Consider the following 17500-nt stretch of genomic DNA (forward strand, 5'->3'; position numbering starts at 1 on the left):
TGGGCTTACGAAAAATCGAAAAGAGTTTACCACAGAAATTAGCGAGGAGAGAACCGGGCGGCGATCCCGCCCGGTGAGAGGATCAATGGGAAGTTTGATCGCTTTCTTCAGCGTCCAGAACGTCCTCTTCAGGGCGCAGCACGCTTATCAGTTTAAACACCAGAGACAAACAGATACCGACGATCGTCGCTAATGCCATCCCTTTAAGTTCAGCAGCACCAATGTGCACTTTCGCGCCGCTCACGCCGATAATCAGGATAACGGATGTCAGGATCAGGTTCTGCGCTTTGCTGTAATCCACTTTCGATTCGATCAGCACGCGAATACCGGATGCGCCAATGACGCCGTACAGCAGCAGAGAAACACCGCCCATTACCGGCAATGGGATAATCTGGATCGCCGCTGCCAGCTTGCCGACGCAAGACAAAAGGATCGCGATAATTGCCGCACCGCCGATAACCCAGGTGCTGTACACGCGGGTAATCGCCATGACGCCGATGTTTTCACCATAGGTGGTGTTTGGCGTTGAACCAAAGAACCCGGAAATCACGGTAGAAAGACCGTTGGCAAACATTGAACGATGCAGGCCCGGGTCGCGAATCAAATCTTTCTTCACGATGTTGGCCGTCACCACCAGGTGACCTACGTGCTCGGCAATCACCACCAGCGCCGCAGGCAGGATGGTGAAGATAGCAAACCATTCAAAACGCGGCGTGTAGAAGGTTGGCAGCGCGAACCAGTGCGCCTCGGCAATTGGCGAGGTATCAACAACGCCCATCACGAAGGAAAGCGCATAGCCAACCAGCACACCGATAAGAATCGGGATAATGGCCAGGAAGCCGCGGAACAGTACGGAACCGAAGACGGTAACGCCCAGCGTAACCAGCGAAATGATGATGGTCTTGGTATCCGCAGACTGACCGTCAGGTGGTAGCAGACCGGCCATATTCGCCGCTACGCCCGCCAGTTCCAGACCAATAACGGCAACGATTGCGCCCATTGCCGCCGGTGGGAACATCACGTCAAGCCAGCCGGTACCCGCTTTCTTCACAATGAAAGAGACTAGGCAGAACAGTACGCCGCACATAATAAAACCGCCCAGCGCCACTTCATAGCCTAACGGCAGCAGCAGCAGAACCGGGGAGATAAAAGCAAAGCTTGAGCCCAGATAAGCGGGGATTTTACCTTTACAGATGAAGAGGTACAGCAGCGTTCCCAAGCCGTTAAACAGCAGAACGGTTGCCGGGTTAATATGGAACAGAACCGGTACCAGCACGGTTGCGCCAAACATGGCGAATAAATGCTGCAAGCTAAGCGGGATAGTCTGTAAAAGCGGCGGTCTTTCACTGACCCCAATGGCACGGCGCGTCATGTTGTTTTCCTCTATGGTGTTGTTAGCCCAGTTTTTATTCAAAAAAAAGCCGACTTCTCAAAGTCGGCTCTTTTTATTTTTTCGTTTACTTGGTACCAAAAATCTTATCGCCAGCATCGCCGAGGCCCGGAATAATGTATCCGTGCTCGTTCAGGCCCTGGTCAATTGACGCCGTGTACAGCTCAATGTCAGGGTGCGCTTTTTCCAGCGCCGCGATACCTTCCGGTGCCGCCACCAGAACCAGCACCTTAATGCTGGTGCAGCCCGCTTTTTTCAGCAGGTCGATGGTTGCGATAACGGAGCCGCCGGTAGCCAGCATCGGGTCGACGATAAGCGCCATGCGCTCATCAATGTTGGAAACCAGTTTCTGGAAGTACGGTACCGGCTCAAATGTTTCTTCGTCACGGTACATACCGACGACGCTGATACGCGCGCTTGGCACGTTTTCCAGTACGCCGTCCATCATGCCCAGGCCCGCACGCAGGATTGGCACAACGGTAATTTTCTTGCCTTTGATCTGGTCGATTTCTACCGGGCCGTTCCAGCCTTCGATAGTGACTTTTTCGGTTTCCAGATCGGCGGTGGCTTCATACGTCAGCAAGCTGCCAACTTCGGAGGCGAGTTCACGGAAGCGTTTGGTGCTGATGTCATTTTCGCGCATCAGGCCCAGCTTGTGTTTGACGAGTGGGTGCTTAACTTCCACAATCTTCATTCTCTTTCTCCTTTGAATGGGGCAGCCACAAAAAAAATCGCCGGATTATACCGCTTTTTTTCGGCTGCGCCATACCCATGTTGATTGACCAGGATCAAGCAAAGCGGTGAACGGCACTGCAATCAGTATAAGTCAGTATAAAAATAAACCCCGGCAAGCGGGGTTTTATTTTAACTATTCAGCGAGTTACAGTTCACTTCCGTTGGTCGCAATCACCTTTTGATACCAGGCAAAAGATTTTTTGCGGCTGCGAGCGAGCGTACCGTTGCCTTCGTTGTCTTTATCAACGTAAATAAAGCCGTAGCGTTTTTTCATCTCGCCGGTACCGGCAGACACCAGGTCAATACAGCCCCATGGGGTGTAGCCCATCAGATCGACACCGTCTTCTACTACCGCTTTTTTCATTTCAGCAATGTGCGCCGCAAGATAATCGATACGGTACTGATCGTTCACCGTACCGTCACTTTCCTGCACATCAATCGCGCCAAAACCGTTTTCAACGATAAACAGCGGCAGCTGATAATGGTCATAGAACCAGTTCAGGGAATAGCGCAGGCCAACCGGGTCAATCTGCCATCCCCAGTCAGATTTCTCGACATACGGATTGGAGACGAGGCTGGTGGTTTCATCATAATCGAGCTGCGGGTTGTCCGGCGTGGCTTTCGTGGCAAACGACATGTAGTAGCTAAAACCGATATAGTCGACGCAACCCTCGGCCAGCGCCTGACGATCTTCTTCAGTGATATCAAGCTCGAAGCCACGGCGTTCGAAGTAGTTCAGCAGATGCTGCGGATATTTGCCGCGCACATGAACATCCGTGAACCAGTAACGGCGATGCATCGCATTCATCGCCATCATCATATCGTTTGGCGCGCAGCTCAGAGGATAAATCGGGCACATGGCGATCATGCAGCCAATCTGCAAATCCGGGTTGATTTGATGGCCGATTTTCACCGCCAGAGCGCTCGCCACCAGCTCGTAGTGCGCGGCCTGGTACATCACCGGTTCACGGTCTTCACCCGGCTGATACTTAAGCCCGGAGTTGGTAAACGGCGCGAAATCTTCGTGGAAGTTAGCCTGGTTGTTAATCTCGTTAAATGTCATCCAGTACTTCACTTTGTGCTGATAGCGGGTAAATACCACTTCAGCGAAACGTACAAAGAAATCAATCAGCTTGCGGTTACGCCAGCCGCCATATTCGGTGACCAGATGATAAGGCATTTCGAAGTGAGACAGCGTAATAACCGGCTCAATTCCCAGCTTCAGACACTCGTCGAACAGATCGTCATAGAATTGCAGCCCGGCTTCATTCGGGGTTAGCTCATCACCGTTGGGGAAAATACGCGTCCAGGCAATCGAGGTGCGGAAGCATTTATAGCCCATCTCAGCAAACAGCTTCAGATCGTCTTTGTAACGATGGTAGAAATCGATGGCTTCATGGTTCGGGTAGTTTTTCCCAGGCAATACCCCGTCGGTAATTTCACGCGGAACACCATGCGCGCCAGCGGTCATCACGTCCGCCACGCTTATGCCCTTTCCTCCTTCCTGCCAACCGCCTTCGAGTTGATGTGCTGCTACCGCGCCGCCCCAGAGAAATCCAGCTTTAAATCCAGTCATATCTTTCCCTCGTTAATCAGTTAGTTATCGCTGCGAGTACTGCTGATTGAAATGGTAAACTGCGCCAATCAGCCCGGCATCGTTGCCGTGGCTGACCGTATCGATGTAATCGGCGATGCCGAACCAGGCCAAATGTTGGCGCATTAGCGCCAGAAAGCCGGGGCGCTCAACGATGCCGCCGCCAATAAGAATGTTTTGTGGATCAAACAGATTGACCAGGTTATACAGCCCGGTGCCCAGACCGTTGAAAAACTCTTCAACCAGCCGCTGACAGACAACGTCTCCGGCGTCGAAGCGGTCAAAAATCTCTTCACCGGTGACTTCCTCAAACGCTTTACCCAGATGCTGCGCGTAACGATGACGGAGTACCCGTAGCGTGCAATTTTTTTCATTCATGGTGTAACGGCGCACATCGCGGGTGCCGGGGCGGGAAGTGAGCATATAGCCGAACTCACCGGCGCGAAAACGCGCGCCATGCACCAGCTGGTTGTTGCAGAAAATGGCTCCGCCAATGCCGGTGCCGATGGTCAGGACCAGAAAATCGGACAGGTTGATCCCTTTCCCCTGCCAGCGCTCAGCCAGCAGTACGCAGTTGGCATCGTTTTCGATAGCAACCGGCAGGCCACAACGCGATTCAAGCCACGCTTTAATCGCAAAGTTGTCAAAACGACGAATCGCGCCGCCCATTTCGATAAAGCCGGTGTGAGGATTCACATAGCCCGGCGCGCTGATTGCCACCCCCGTGCACTCTGGGTTCGCGGTTATCCATGATTCGATTGCCGCAAGAATTTGCTCGCCGTCACTCTCGCTGATGGGCTGCTTTACTTTCTTCAGTATTTCGCCACTGGCGGTGACGACGCCCATTTTTAGCGCCGTTCCGCCAATATCAAAGGCCGCAATCTTCATCCCTTTTGTCCCTTATGGCCGTTTTTGTCTCGTTCATTGGGCCTCTGCCACGAAAACAGAAACCGGTTTCAGTAACATGATGTGGATTCAGCGGGGCGGATGCAAGGACAAGGGTGTACCCGGTTTCATTTTCGTGAGCAGTATCATATTTGACCGATTTAAGAACTGAGAAGCGGCAAAAAATCGGTCTTAAAAATTGGATGTAGAATAGGCTCGCAAACGTTTGCCTGGACTGGTAGAATTGCGCCGATTTTTCTTGCTATCGCAAACGCGTGGAGACTTGCAGTGACCGACAAAACCTCTCTCAGCTACAAAGATGCCGGTGTTGATATTGACGCAGGAAACGCTCTGGTTGACCGTATCAAAGGGGTGGTGAAGAAAACTCGCCGTCCTGAAGTGATGGGTGGATTAGGGGGGTTTGGCGCATTGTGCGCGCTGCCGCAAAAATATCGTGAACCGGTGCTGGTTTCTGGCACTGACGGTGTGGGTACGAAATTACGTTTAGCGATGGATTTAAAACGTCATGACACCATCGGTATCGACCTGGTGGCGATGTGCGTGAACGATTTAGTGGTTCAGGGCGCTGAGCCTCTGTTCTTCCTCGACTACTACGCAACCGGCAAACTGGACGTCGACACCGCGGCAAGCGTTATCAGCGGGATCGCCGAAGGCTGTCTGCAATCAGGCTGTGCGCTGGTGGGCGGTGAAACGGCTGAAATGCCGGGCATGTATCACGGTGAAGATTACGACGTGGCCGGTTTCTGCGTCGGCGTCGTTGAGAAATCAGAAATCATCGACGGCAGTAAAGTGACCGACGGCGACGTGCTTATCGCGCTTGGCTCGAGCGGCCCGCACTCCAACGGCTACTCGCTGGTGCGTAAAATTGTCGAAGTTAGCGGCTGCAACCCGGATACCACGCAGCTTGAAGGCAAAACGCTTGCCGATCACCTGCTGGCACCGACCCGCATCTATGTGAAATCCATTCTGGAACTGATCGAAAGCGTTGACGTTCACGCCATTGCTCACCTGACCGGCGGCGGCTTCTGGGAAAATATCCCGCGCGTACTGCCGGACAACACTCAGGCCATCATTGATGAATCCTCCTGGCAGTGGCCGGCGGTATTCAACTGGTTGCAGGATGCCGGTAACGTCAGTCAGCATGAGATGTATCGTACCTTCAACTGCGGCGTCGGCATGGTCATTGCTCTGGCAGCAGACGAGGCGGATAAGGCGATTGCGCTGATGAACGAAAAAGGTGAAAACGCGTGGAAAATCGGCTATATCAAAGCCTCTGATTCCGAACAGCGTGTGGTCATCAAATAAATGAAAAACATCGTGGTGCTGATTTCCGGTAACGGCAGCAACTTACAGGCCATTATTGACGCCTGTGAGCAGAAAAGAATTAATGGCACCATTCGAGCGGTTTTCAGTAACAAGGCCGAGGCGTTCGGCCTTGTTCGCGCACGCGATGCGGGGATCCCAGCGCATGCATTGGCCGCCAGTCAGTTTGCCAGCCGGGAAGCGTTTGATCGCGAATTGATGCAGGAAATTGATGCCTATGCCCCCGACGTAGTCGTGCTGGCAGGCTATATGCGCATTCTGAGTGCCGATTTCGTCGCCCACTATCAGGGGCGACTGCTGAATATCCACCCTTCCCTGCTGCCGAAATATCCAGGCCTGCATACTCATCGTCAAGCGCTGGACAACGGCGATGCAGAGCACGGCACTTCTGTGCATTTCGTCACCGAGGAATTAGACGGTGGGCCCGTTATCTTACAGGCTAAAGTGCCGGTTTTTGACGGTGACGACGAAGAAGAAATCACCGCTCGCGTGCAGGTACAAGAACACGCCATCTATCCGCTGGTCGTCGGCTGGTTCCTCGATGGTCGCCTGAAAATGCAGGATAATCATGCCTGGATTGACGGCGTTAAGCTGCCGCCTGCGGGCTATGCGGCAGAAGAGTGAATCACGACTCGCAAATTCTTCATAGAGGGCCTTCATGGCCCTCTTTTTTTATGCCAGCAAGAGCCCAACGGCATGCGTAAAAATAGTGAAAAAGACTTAGATATCAAAAAGAATAGCGACTATTTTCTTATACAAACCAGGATAACTGTCATACTTAGCTGACACAGTTGGACATAGCCCGGCAAAGCTAGCAATATAACGGTAAGACGTCTTTGCCGCGTCCCGTGAACAAACCGGAGTGTAAGTAGTAATGGGTCAGGAAAAACTGTACATCGAAAAAGAGCTGAGCTGGTTGTCCTTCAACGAGCGCGTCCTTCAGGAAGCGGCAGATAAAAGCAACCCGCTGATTGAGCGTATGCGTTTTTTGGGTATTTACTCCAACAACCTTGATGAGTTCTATAAGGTTCGCTTCGCAGAGTTAAAGCGCCGTATCATCATCAGCGAAGAACAAGGCGTGACCACGCATTCTCGTCACCTGCTGAGCCGGATTCAGGCGCGGGTGTTGAAAGCCGATCAGGAGTTTGATGGCTTGTACAACGAGCTGCTGCTGGAGATGGCGCGTAACCAAATCTTCCTGATAAACGAACGTCAGCTTTCGGTGAACCAACAAAGCTGGCTGCGTCATTACTTTAAACATTATCTGCGTCAGCATATCACCCCGATTCTGCTAAACCGGGAAACCGATTTGGTGCAGTTCCTGAAAGATGACTACACCTATCTGGCGGTGGAAATTATTCGCGGCGATGAGTTTAATTACGCGCTGCTGGAGATCCCATCAGATAAAGTACCGCGCTTCGTCAATCTGCCGCCGGAGACCCCACGCCGTCGCAAACCCATGATCCTGCTGGATAACATTTTGCGCTACTGCCTAGATGATATCTTCAAAGGCTTCTTCGATTACGATGCGCTAAACGCCTACTCGATGAAAATGACGCGTGATGCCGAGTACGATCTGGTGCACGAGATGGAGTCGAGCCTGATGGAGCTGATGTCTTCAAGCCTCAAGCAGCGCCTGACCGCCGAACCTGTGCGTTTCGTTTATCAGCGTGATATGCCGGATGCCATGGTCGAGATGCTGCGTAAGAAGCTCAATATCTCGCGTTATGATTCCATCGTGCCGGGCGGCCGCTACCACAATTTTAAAGACTTTATTGGTTTCCCGAATGTCGGCAAAGCCAATCTGGTTAATAAGCCCATGCCACGGTTACGCCACGTCTGGTTCGATAAATTCCGCAACGGCTTTGATGCTATTCGCGAACGAGACGTGCTGCTCTATTATCCGTATCACACCTTTGAGCACGTGCTCGAGCTGCTGCGACAAGCGTCGTTTGACCCGAGCGTGCTGGCGATCAAAATCAATATTTATCGCGTCGCAAAAGACTCACGCATTATTGATGCCATGATCCACGCCGCGCACAACGGCAAAAAAGTGACGGTGGTGGTTGAGCTACAGGCCCGGTTTGACGAAGCGGCGAACATTCACTGGGCGAAACGCCTGACTGAAGCGGGCGTACACGTTATCTTCTCGGCGCCAGGCTTGAAAATCCACGCCAAGCTGTTCCTGATTTCGCGTAAAGAGGGTGAGGAAGTTGTGCGCTATGCGCATATCGGTACCGGGAACTTTAACGAGAAAACCGCGCGTATTTATACCGACTATTCGCTGCTGACCGCCGACGCTCGCATCACTAACGAAGTGCGCCGGGTGTTTAACTTTATCGAAAACCCATACCGTCCGGTCACTTTCGACTATTTGCTGGTGTCGCCGCAGAACTCGCGTCGCCTGCTTTACAAAATGATCGACCAGGAAATTGCTAACGCCCAGAATGGCTTATCGTCAGGCATCACGCTCAAACTTAATAACCTGGTGGATAAGGGGCTGGTTGACCGCCTGTATGCGGCATCCGGTTCCGGCGTTCAGGTGAATCTGCTGATCCGTGGCATGTGCTCCCTGATTCCAGAGTTACCCGGGATCAGCGATAATATTCGTGTGATCAGCATCGTTGACCGTTTCCTTGAGCACGACAGGATCTATATTTTTGATAACGCCGGCGATAAACGCGTCTATCTCTCCTCCGCGGATTGGATGACCCGTAATATCGACTACCGTATTGAAGTCGCAGCACCCCTGCTGGACCCGCGCCTGAAACAACGGATCCTCGATATCATCGAGATTCTGTTCAGCGACACGGTAAAAGCCCGTTATGTTGATAAAGAACTGAGTAATCGCTATGTTCCACGCGGCAACCGACGTAAGGTTCGCGCGCAACAGGCGATCTACGATTATATCAAATCACTTGAACAGCCTGACTAACCTATGCCAATAAAAAGCAAAGCACCCCGGCCGCAAGAATTTGCGGCGGTCGATCTTGGTTCGAACAGTTTTCATATGGTCATCGCGCGCGTCGTTGATGGCGCGATGCAGATTATTGGCCGCTTGAAGCAGCGCGTTCACCTGGCCGACGGTCTGGATGAAAACAATATGCTGAGCGAAGAAGCGATGGAGCGTGGGCTCAGCTGTTTGTCGCTGTTTGCCGAACGTCTGCAAGGTTTCTCCCCTGCCAGCGTGTGTATCGTGGGTACGCACTCACTGCGTCAGGCTGCGAACGCGACCGAGTTCTTAACGCGTGCGGAAAAAGTTATCCCCTACCCGATTGAAATTATCTCCGGGAATGAAGAAGCGCGTCTGATCTTTATGGGCGTCGAGCATACGCAGCCGGAGAAAGGCCGCAAGCTGGTGATTGATATCGGCGGTGGTTCGACGGAGCTTGTTATCGGTGAAGACTTCGAACCCATTCTGGTCGAAAGCCGCCGTATGGGTTGCGTAAGCTTCGGCCAGCAATTTTTCCTCGCTGGCACCATCAACCGGGAAAACTTCCAGCGCGCGCGTCTTGCCGCGGTACAGAAGCTGGAAACGCTGGCCTGGCAATATCGCATTCAGGGCTGGAATGTGGCAATGGGTGCTTCTGGCACCATCAAGGCAGCTCATGAAGTTCTGCTGGAGATGGGGGAAAAAGACGGTTTTATCACCCCTGACCGCCTGGACCTGCTGGTTGACGAGGTGCTGAAAAGCAAAAACTTTAGCTCCCTTAGCCTGCCAGGACTGTCTGAGGAGCGTAAAAACGTTTTTGTACCCGGTCTTGCCATTCTCTGCGGCGTGTTTGATGCGCTGGGGATAAAAGAGCTACGTCTTTCCGATGGCGCACTGCGTGAGGGCGTGCTGTATGAAATGGAAGGCCGCTTCCGTCATCAGGATGTCCGCAGCCGCACCGCACAGAGTCTGGCGAATCAGTACAATATCGATCGTGAGCAGGCGCAGCGGGTGCTGGAAACCACGATGCAGATTTACGATCAGTGGCTTGAGCAAAACCCGAAGCTGGGAAATCCGCAGCTGACTGCGCTGCTGAAGTGGGCGTCTATGCTGCATGAGGTCGGGCTCAATATTAACCATAGCGGTATGCATCGCCACTCGGCCTATATTTTGCAAAACAGCGACCTGCCGGGGTTCAATCAGGAACAGCAGTATTTGATGGCGACGCTGGTACGCTTCCACCGTAAAGCCATCAAGCTAGATGAGCTGCCGCGCTTCACGCTATTTAAGAAGAAGCAGTTCCTGCCCATGATTCAGCTTCTGCGTCTTGGGGTGCTGTTAAATAATCAGCGTCAAGCAACCACTACGCCGCCGACGCTGAAGCTGACAACCGAGGCCAATCACTGGACGCTCTGTTTCCCGCATGACTGGTTTACGCAAAATGCGCTGGTGCTGCTCGATCTGGAGAAAGAGCAGCAGTACTGGGAAAGCGTAACCGGCTGGTTATTAAAAATTACCGAGGAGCGGGCGATCGGCGAGAATGCCGTCATCTGATTGCTCGGTATGCTCTGAAGCACCGGCCAGCTCCTGCAAAGGGGCTGGCTTACCAATGCAATACCCCTGCAGATAATCAATCCCTAACGCAATCGCGGCCGTGCGGATCTCTTCATTTTCAACATACTCAGCCACAACGCGCATTTTCTTCATTCGCGCCAGATGACAGATGGATGAAACAATCTGATAGTCCAGGCTACTGGTCGCAATATTGCGAATAAAGCTACCGTCAATTTTGAGGATATCCGCACGAATATGTTTCAAACGCGCGTAGCTTGCATAGCCGGTGCCAAAGTCATCAATCGCCACCCGACAGCCTAAATCCTGAAGCTCACCCAACGTGCGTCTTGCCTGCTCAGGGTTCACCAGCGAGTGGCTTTCGGTGATTTCAAACACCAGTTGCCACGCCTGAATGTCATACTCTTCAAGCAACGCCGCGACCTGCTCTGCAAAACCCAGTCCGCTTGCCGTGGAAGGCGACAGGTTTATGGCCAGCCGCATCCCAGGATGGCGACTTCGACAATCAGCCATAAAGCGCAGCGTATTTTTCAGAACCCACAGGTCAATACGTGACGCCAGGCCAAATTCGTGGGCCACCGGCAAGAAGAGTAACGGTGAGATGAGTTCATCATCATCACCCAACATGCGCAGCAGCACCTCGTGATAGTTATCACCACGAATGCCGACGATAGGCTGCGCCATCAGGCAGAAGCGATCGTTCTCCAGCGCCTGTTGAACGCGAACCATCATGGCAATTTTATCTTTCAGCTCCTGCTGCGCATATTGCGCTCCACGACGCTGTAAGTTCTCCGGGCGCTTGCTCGACAGCGACAGTTCAGCCACCGTGCTTAACTCACCTAACATCAGGGGAAGGTGAGAAATTGGCGAGTGGATATAGCAATAGCTCATACCAATCTGCGGCTGTAACGGCATACCGTTCCAGCAATAACGGAAGCGTTGAAGATGTTCGTAGAGCGAATTTACGCGATCTTTATACGACTCTGTATGCAGTAACACCGCTAAATCGCTGCCGGTGAGCTGATACACCCCTTCACCTTCAGTCAGGATATGCCCTAATGACTCTGCCAGATTCTGCTTGTAGTTAATGCGCAGCATGATGCCGTAGTGGCGTGTCAGCACCTCAAGGTCCGGCATGCGCAGGAAACACAGCACGGACCAGGGCATATGGTCAATCGCCCGGCTTAGCGCGCGCATATTGGGCAGACTCACCACCGGATCGATAAAGGCAATCCGCCGCACCCGTTCATGAATGGAGCGCTGACGGCTTGAGAGCATCGCCATGTAGGCAATAATAAACGAGAAAATCAGATAGCTAGAGGAGGTAATCGCCAGCTGTACGCTATAGCCGGTACTTCTTGGCACATAGTGGTAGTGATAGTGAATAGCGACAATGAGGATGAGCGTCCAGATGACCGAAATAAAGCGATAGCCAAATCGCATTGAGCCCCAGAGCATCACCGGCAGTAACAATGAGAGGGTGTAGTTGGTGCTGAAAATGGTGCTGGCTTTGGTCATCGGCTTCATCAGCATCGTCATGATGCCCACCACCACGGCCCCCCATGCCAACATTTCCGTCCAGGTCACTTTTGGATCAAAATCACGACGAACCTGTGAGATAAAGCTGCGTAAATAATAGGGATTGCGGATTAAGCGAATCAATAAATAGCATAGCGGGACCCCGGTCAGGTAGCCCATCAGCAGTGACTGATAATTAATTAAGTTACGCTGCGTCAGAGGCGATATCCAGCGGGTATCGCCCAAACTGGGGTATAAGCCAATATAGAGCGAGAACTGTATCAGGACTAAAAATAAGGTTGCAGGAATAAACATCTGCCAGAAAAGCCGATGCGCCATGAGGCGAGTATCGCCATGGGAAATCATTTTCCGCTGTTCATTGAAAAACTGATAGCCACCCCAGGCCACAATCGTCGGAATAATAAACTGTAATGTAATGCCTATTTTTTCGACAAAATGTAAATCCCGCGTCATATAACAGCTCATGGCCGCGATCAAACCCGGCAATGTTTTCCAGCCAAAAAACAGCATCATGCACAGCATAAAGGGCAACGGCAGAAAATAAAGATAGGTTTTACCACCTTCGACATAAGTATATGTATTAGCAATTTTAATAATTGGTAACACCAGAAGGGGTAATATCAGGGGTAAGCCCCACCAGCGATCGCGATATTGTTTATACAGCTTACAGAATTTCATAGATGCTCAACGGATACCCCAATTCCTGCTGGGTATTTGTAGACAGGCATCCAACCTGGCTTGTAAGGGCCGCGAGGTAAGATTATACGCGGGTCAGGTGGAAGATTTTAGTTATCAGCGCCGAATCAGGCTTGATGTGAGTCAAAAAATACATGCCTAAAAATATTAAATAACAATTTTTAGGGCTACTGCAGATTTAGCATGTTTGTTTGTGAATACGTATAATATCTTATATAACATTAATTAATGTTTTATCTGACGTTTTTTTACATTCAGCGCAATTGACCCCTTGCTGACTCTGTGCCTTAATGTAGCAATCGCCCGTGCATGGGCATTCCTTAAGGACCCCTTTGTGAGCCAGGTTACCAGTTTACGAAAGCGACACCGATTTAACAGTCGAATGATCCGTATCGTACTCCTCATCAGCTTTCTCTTCTTCTTTGGACGCTTCGTCTACTCCGCTATCGGTGCGTGGCATCACCATCAGGATAAAAAAGAATCCCAGCAAAGCAGCCAGCAGCAAGCCCCCTCAGCGCAAACCGACGCGCGTTAATCGTAAGCTTTTTTCCCTTGTTCCAAGATTCCTTACCGGATGGCTAATCGCACACCGTTTAACCATCCGGTAAGGGATTTACATTATCCCGCGCCCGCCCCATCTTTACCAACCTCATCGTGAGATGTTTGTATCCATCACCCATCTGCCGCACAATTTCACAAACTTTTCTTTTATCTTCGCCGCACCATTCGCGCTGTTTTTTATAAGCCGGTCAATTGGATGCATTTAAAGCAATTTTTGTTTGAAGCATCGCCAATAAATAACGCATGAAAATATAAGCGATATATACATAAATATTTTATATGCACTGATTCAAATTTATTTGAATTTTAACGCTACAGGGTAATGTCATGAAGCATTTCACACTATTTCCTAAAATAAGAAGCGGTTTAGAGTGGATGGCCGGTCACAGTGATGCGGTCATTCAATTTGGCTGGAATATTCTCGCCGCTGTTATTTTATTGTTTATCGGTAAATCGGTCTCCCGCCTGCTCTCCCATGGGCTGGAAAAGCTGCTAAAAAAACGCAACGTCGATGTTACCATCGTCCAGTTCTTTACCGCCCTGGTCCGCTACATCACCCTGGCCTTCTTCATCGTCGCTGCACTGGGGCGTATTGGTATTGAAACCTCATCGATTATCGCCATTATCGGTGCTGCTGGCTTAGCCGTTGGTCTGGCACTACAGGGTTCGCTATCGAACTTTGCCGCTGGCGTATTGCTGGTCTCGTTGCGTCCGTTTCGTGCAGGAGAAGTTGTACAAATTGGCGCTGTCACCGGGACGGTAGAAAAGGTTCATATCTTCTCAACCACCTTGCTGACCGCCGACAGTAAAGAAGTGGTGATCCCAAACGGTAAAATCATCGCTGACAACATTATCAACTACTCTCGCCACCCTTTCCGCCGAATCGATCTGGTTATCGGTGTCGGCTATCGAAGCCGCATTGCCGATGTGAAGAAAGTGATCCTCGATATTATTGAACAGGATAAGCGTATCGACAAAAATCGCTCAGTGACGGTAAGACTCGGCGAGCTTGCCGCCTCATCGCTGAATTTTTATGTGCGAGTGTGGGTACCTAACGCCGAATACTGGAACACCTACTACGATTTGCTGGAAAATATTAAGGAAGCGATGGACGCGAATCATATCGATTTGCCGTATCCACAAATGGATATCAGAGTCGAGAACGTGACCTCATCCGCACAACCTCAACTTCAGCTGGTCGATTAACATACAATTCCCTCTGCGTTTGCAGAGGGATTATTGATGCCATCATCGTTACTGCTAAAAAAATCGCTATTTCCCTCGCCTTTAGCAATATTTCATTCAACGCAATTATAAAATAATAACAGTAATATAAAACGCCTTTTACCCCAGCAAACATCAATTATATATCTTATTGTTATCAAACAAAAAATTACGGTAAAAACAGTAAAAATCAATAGGTTTACTTTTAATTATGGCTGTTTTTAAATGACTTGTTTTTTTCAATGTGATTAACAAGGAATCGTAATGAACTTTAAAAAATGCGCCCTCTCTTTAGCTTTAATTGCCAGCTTCACACTGGCGGGTTGTCAGTCAAACGCTGACGAACATGCGGCTGATGTCTACCAGACTGACCAGCTCAATTCAAAGCAAGAAACTAAAACGGTCAACATCATTTCCGTTCTGCCAGCAAAAGTGGCTGTCGACAATACACAAAATAAACGTGCAGCACAGGCTACAGGCGCAATTCTTGGTGCGGTAGCCGGTGGGGTGATTGGCCGTAACGTGGGTTCACGTAGTAACACGAACACTACCGTTGGCGCAGTTGCTGGCGGCACCGCAGGCGCAGCAGCAGGCTCACTGGTCAGCGATAAAACGATGGTAGAAGGCGTGTCGTTAACCTACAAAGAAGGTACTAAGGTTTATACCTCAACGCAGGTTGGCAAAGCTTGTCAATTCAGTACCGGTCTGGCGGTGGTCATTACCACGACCTACAACGAAACGCGTATTCAGCCAAACGCAAAATGCCCTGAAAAAGGTTAATCACCAGGGGGACTCATGAAAAAAATCGTTCTGGCCGTTTTTCTCGCAACGTTAAGTCATGCCGCTTTTTCATCATCTTTGCAGGATCAGCTCTCTGCGGTCGCGCAGGCTGAACAACAGGGCAAAAGTGAAGAGAAAAAGCAGCATGATGACTGGGTAGCCGAACGTAACAGGCGCATTCAGCAGGAAAATCAGCGACGTGCGAACGCGCAGGCCGCAGCGAATAAAAAAGCGGCTGAAGCCGCCGCTGCACGTCAGGCGCGGCAGGATAAGCTTGATGCTGAAGCCTCTCAGGATAAGAAAAGAGACCAGGGTTATGAGGATGAACTTCGTAGTTTAGAAATTCAGAAACAGAAACTGGCGCTCGCCAAAGAGGAAGCGCGCGTAAAACGAGAAAATGATTTCATCGATCAGGAACTGAAAAGTAAAGCGGCACAAACTGACGTGACACAATCAGAAGCTGATGCCAATCGAAATATCTCTGAAGGCGGACGCGACCTCATGCAGAGCGTGGGCAAAGCTGAAGAGAAAAAGCAAAGTAGCTGGTTTGATTAGCGTTTGATTTTTATCGCCCATAACGAAATAAGGCAACCCGATTCAAATGGGTTGCCTTATTTTTTACAGCTTATTTAAGCGCAGGAATTATTAACTTATTCCCACTCAATCGTCGCTGGCGGCTTACCGCTGATGTCATACACCACGCGGGAAATACCGTTAACTTCATTGATGATGCGGTTGGACACGCGGCCTAAGAAGTCATATGGCAGATGTGCCCAGTGCGCGGTCATAAAGTCGATGGTTTCGACGGCGCGCAGGGAAACAACCCAGTCGTACTTACGGCCATCGCCCATGACACCAACGGAACGAACCGGCAAGAACACGGTAAATGCCTGGCTGACTTTGTTGTACAGATCGGCTTTATGCAGTTCTTCGATAAAGATAGCGTCCGCACGGCGCAGCAGGTCGCAGTACTCTTTCTTCACTTCGCCCAGCACGCGTACACCGAGGCCAGGGCCTGGGAACGGGTGACGGTACAGCATGTCGTACGGCAGGCCCAGCTCCAGACCAATTTTACGTACTTCATCTTTGAACAGCTCGCGCAGCGGTTCAACCAGGCCCATCTTCATCTCTTTCGGCAGGCCGCCCACGTTGTGGTGAGATTTGATGACGTGCGCTTTACCGGTGGCGGAAGCCGCAGATTCGATAACATCAGGATAGATCGTACCCTGCGCCAGCCATTTCACGTCTTCCAGCTTCAGCGCTTCTTCATCGAAGACTTCAACGAATACGCGGCCGATAATTTTACGCTTGGCTTCAGGGTCGTTTTCACCCGCTAACGCGGCCAGGAAACGCTGCTCACCTTCTACATGGACGATATTCAGACCGAAATGGTCGCCGAACATGTCCATCACCTGCGCGGCTTCGTTCAAACGCAGTAAGCCGTTGTCAACGAATACGCAGGTCAGGTTCTTACCAATGGCGCGGTGCAGAAGCATCGCGGTAACGGAAGAATCGACGCCACCGGACAGGCCGAGGATCACTTTGTCGTCGCCAACCTGTTCACGGATGCGAACAATGGCATCTTCGATAATTTTGTCTGCGGTCCACAGCGCTTCGCACTGGCAGATATCGCGAACAAAACGCTCCAGCATACGCAGGCCCTGACGAGTGTGTGTCACTTCAGGGTGGAACTGTACGCCGTAGAAACGTTTTTCTTCGTTAGCCATAATGGCGAACGGGCAGGTCTCAGTACTGGCTACGGTCACGAAATCGGACGGGATAGCCGTTACTTTATCGCCGTGGCTCATCCACACGTCCAGCAGAGGTTTGCCGTCTGCGGTCAGGGAATCTTCGATACCGCGGGTCAGCGCGCTGTCGGTTTGTACTTCAACCTGCGCATAACCGAATTCGCGTTCGTTTGAGCTTTCAACGTGGCCACCCAGCTGCATTGCCATGGTCTGCATGCCATAACATACGCCGAAGACCGGAACGCCTGCTTCAAACACATACTGTGGTGCGCGCGGGCTGTTGTCTTCGGTGGTGCTTTCCGGGCCGCCGGAGAGGATGATACCGCTCGGATTGAACTCACGGATTTGTGCTTCAGTAACATCCCATGCCCACAGTTCACAATAGACGCCCAGTTCACGCACGCGACGTGCCACCAGCTGCGTATACTGCGAGCCGAAATCAAGGATGAGAATGCGATGTTTATGAATATTGGCTGTCATTTGACATTAATTCCGAGGCA

General features: G+C 51.1%; 14 protein-coding genes. 8 read left to right on the forward strand and 6 right to left on the reverse strand.

All coding sequences use genetic code 11. The features are described from left to right. Nucleotides 1-82: 82 nt before the first annotated feature. The 4 genes from uraA to bglK all read right to left on the reverse strand — a co-directional run bounded on the left by uraA (nucleotide 83) and on the right by bglK (nucleotide 4607). On the reverse strand, nucleotides 83-1372 hold the full coding sequence (uraA, locus tag ACIPDS_RS18835; protein WP_166516018.1) for a uracil permease: 1290 nt from the start codon (nucleotides 1370-1372) through the stop codon (nucleotides 83-85). 85 nt (nucleotides 1373-1457) lie between these two features. Continuing rightward, nucleotides 1458-2084, reverse strand: a complete 627-nt coding sequence (gene upp / locus ACIPDS_RS18840) for a uracil phosphoribosyltransferase (protein WP_400739055.1) — start codon at nucleotides 2082-2084, stop codon at nucleotides 1458-1460. A gap of 186 nt (nucleotides 2085-2270) precedes the next feature. Further along, nucleotides 2271-3701: a 6-phospho-beta-glucosidase gene (locus ACIPDS_RS18845; protein ID WP_400739058.1), complete on the reverse strand. Its 1431-nt coding sequence runs from the start codon at nucleotides 3699-3701 to the stop codon at nucleotides 2271-2273. A gap of 24 nt (nucleotides 3702-3725) precedes the next feature. After that, a complete protein-coding gene (bglK, locus tag ACIPDS_RS18850) occupies nucleotides 3726-4607 on the reverse strand; it encodes a beta-glucoside kinase BglK (RefSeq protein ID WP_400739061.1) in 882 nt (293 codons plus the stop codon). Nucleotides 4608-4892: 285 nt separating this feature from the next. Between bglK and purM the strand changes: the two genes are divergently transcribed. The 4 genes from purM (at nucleotide 4893) to ppx (ending at nucleotide 10434) form a co-directional block, all read left to right on the forward strand. Next, nucleotides 4893-5930 (forward strand): phosphoribosylformylglycinamidine cyclo-ligase, encoded by a 1038-nt coding sequence (gene purM / locus ACIPDS_RS18855; protein WP_400739064.1) that lies wholly within the window; start codon nucleotides 4893-4895, stop codon nucleotides 5928-5930. Beyond that, nucleotides 5931-6572: a phosphoribosylglycinamide formyltransferase gene (gene purN, locus ACIPDS_RS18860; protein ID WP_400739067.1), complete on the forward strand. Its 642-nt coding sequence runs from the start codon at nucleotides 5931-5933 to the stop codon at nucleotides 6570-6572. A 250-nt stretch (nucleotides 6573-6822) separates the two neighbouring features. After that, nucleotides 6823-8883, forward strand: coding sequence for a polyphosphate kinase 1 (gene ppk1 / locus ACIPDS_RS18865; RefSeq protein ID WP_166516012.1), 2061 nt, complete (start codon nucleotides 6823-6825; stop codon nucleotides 8881-8883). Nucleotides 8884-8886: 3 nt separating this feature from the next. After that, nucleotides 8887-10434 (forward strand): exopolyphosphatase, encoded by a 1548-nt coding sequence (gene ppx, locus ACIPDS_RS18870; RefSeq protein ID WP_400739071.1) that lies wholly within the window; start codon nucleotides 8887-8889, stop codon nucleotides 10432-10434. Here ppx and ACIPDS_RS18875 read toward each other — a convergent pair. Further along, nucleotides 10387-12669 (reverse strand): EAL domain-containing protein, encoded by a 2283-nt coding sequence (locus tag ACIPDS_RS18875; protein ID WP_400739074.1) that lies wholly within the window; start codon nucleotides 12667-12669, stop codon nucleotides 10387-10389. The two genes, ppx and ACIPDS_RS18875, sit on opposite strands and share 48 nt — an antisense overlap. A gap of 352 nt (nucleotides 12670-13021) precedes the next feature. Between ACIPDS_RS18875 and ACIPDS_RS18880 the strand changes: the two genes are divergently transcribed. The 4 genes from ACIPDS_RS18880 (at nucleotide 13022) to ACIPDS_RS18895 (ending at nucleotide 15807) form a co-directional block, all read left to right on the forward strand. After that, nucleotides 13022-13222, forward strand: coding sequence for a DUF2633 family protein (locus ACIPDS_RS18880; protein ID WP_166516009.1), 201 nt, complete (start codon nucleotides 13022-13024; stop codon nucleotides 13220-13222). Nucleotides 13223-13575: 353 nt separating this feature from the next. Beyond that, nucleotides 13576-14454, forward strand: a complete 879-nt coding sequence (gene mscS / locus ACIPDS_RS18885; RefSeq protein WP_400739078.1) for a small-conductance mechanosensitive channel MscS — start codon at nucleotides 13576-13578, stop codon at nucleotides 14452-14454. Between the two features lie 282 nt (nucleotides 14455-14736). Then, on the forward strand, nucleotides 14737-15252 hold the full coding sequence (locus ACIPDS_RS18890) for a glycine zipper 2TM domain-containing protein (protein ID WP_400739081.1): 516 nt from the start codon (nucleotides 14737-14739) through the stop codon (nucleotides 15250-15252). A 15-nt stretch (nucleotides 15253-15267) separates the two neighbouring features. After that, nucleotides 15268-15807, forward strand: a complete 540-nt coding sequence (locus ACIPDS_RS18895) for a DUF5384 family protein (RefSeq protein WP_400739085.1) — start codon at nucleotides 15268-15270, stop codon at nucleotides 15805-15807. A gap of 95 nt (nucleotides 15808-15902) precedes the next feature. Here the strand turns inward: ACIPDS_RS18895 and guaA are convergent, their stop codons facing one another. Then, the gene (gene guaA, locus ACIPDS_RS18900; protein WP_166516005.1) at nucleotides 15903-17480 is read right to left on the reverse strand and encodes a glutamine-hydrolyzing GMP synthase; all 1578 of its coding nucleotides are present in this window, start codon (nucleotides 17478-17480) and stop codon (nucleotides 15903-15905) included. Nucleotides 17481-17500 lie beyond the last annotated feature (20 nt).

It is taken from the genome of Kluyvera sp. NPDC087067 (assembly GCF_044745165.1).
In the GTDB taxonomy this organism is placed as follows: Bacteria; Pseudomonadota; Gammaproteobacteria; order Enterobacterales; family Enterobacteriaceae; genus Kluyvera.

What these genes read in the sequence shown, in the direction of transcription:
- upp (WP_400739055.1), bottom strand. Translation starts at nt 2,084, where the DNA reads ATGAAGATTGTGGAAGTTAAGCACCCACTCGTCAAACACAAGCTGGGC.
- ACIPDS_RS18890 (WP_400739081.1), top strand. Translation starts at nt 14,737, where the DNA reads ATGAACTTTAAAAAATGCGCCCTCTCTTTAGCTTTAATTGCCAGCTTC.
- ACIPDS_RS18845 (WP_400739058.1), bottom strand. Translation starts at nt 3,701, where the DNA reads ATGACTGGATTTAAAGCTGGATTTCTCTGGGGCGGCGCGGTAGCAGCA.
- bglK (WP_400739061.1), bottom strand. Translation starts at nt 4,607, where the DNA reads ATGAAGATTGCGGCCTTTGATATTGGCGGAACGGCGCTAAAAATGGGC.
- mscS (WP_400739078.1), top strand. Translation starts at nt 13,576, where the DNA reads ATGAAGCATTTCACACTATTTCCTAAAATAAGAAGCGGTTTAGAGTGG.
- guaA (WP_166516005.1), bottom strand. Translation starts at nt 17,480, where the DNA reads ATGACAGCCAATATTCATAAACATCGCATTCTCATCCTTGATTTCGGC.
- uraA (WP_166516018.1), bottom strand. Translation starts at nt 1,372, where the DNA reads ATGACGCGCCGTGCCATTGGGGTCAGTGAAAGACCGCCGCTTTTACAG.
- ppk1 (WP_166516012.1), top strand. Translation starts at nt 6,823, where the DNA reads ATGGGTCAGGAAAAACTGTACATCGAAAAAGAGCTGAGCTGGTTGTCC.
- purN (WP_400739067.1), top strand. Translation starts at nt 5,931, where the DNA reads ATGAAAAACATCGTGGTGCTGATTTCCGGTAACGGCAGCAACTTACAG.
- ppx (WP_400739071.1), top strand. Translation starts at nt 8,887, where the DNA reads ATGCCAATAAAAAGCAAAGCACCCCGGCCGCAAGAATTTGCGGCGGTC.
- ACIPDS_RS18895 (WP_400739085.1), top strand. Translation starts at nt 15,268, where the DNA reads ATGAAAAAAATCGTTCTGGCCGTTTTTCTCGCAACGTTAAGTCATGCC.
- ACIPDS_RS18875 (WP_400739074.1), bottom strand. Translation starts at nt 12,669, where the DNA reads ATGAAATTCTGTAAGCTGTATAAACAATATCGCGATCGCTGGTGGGGC.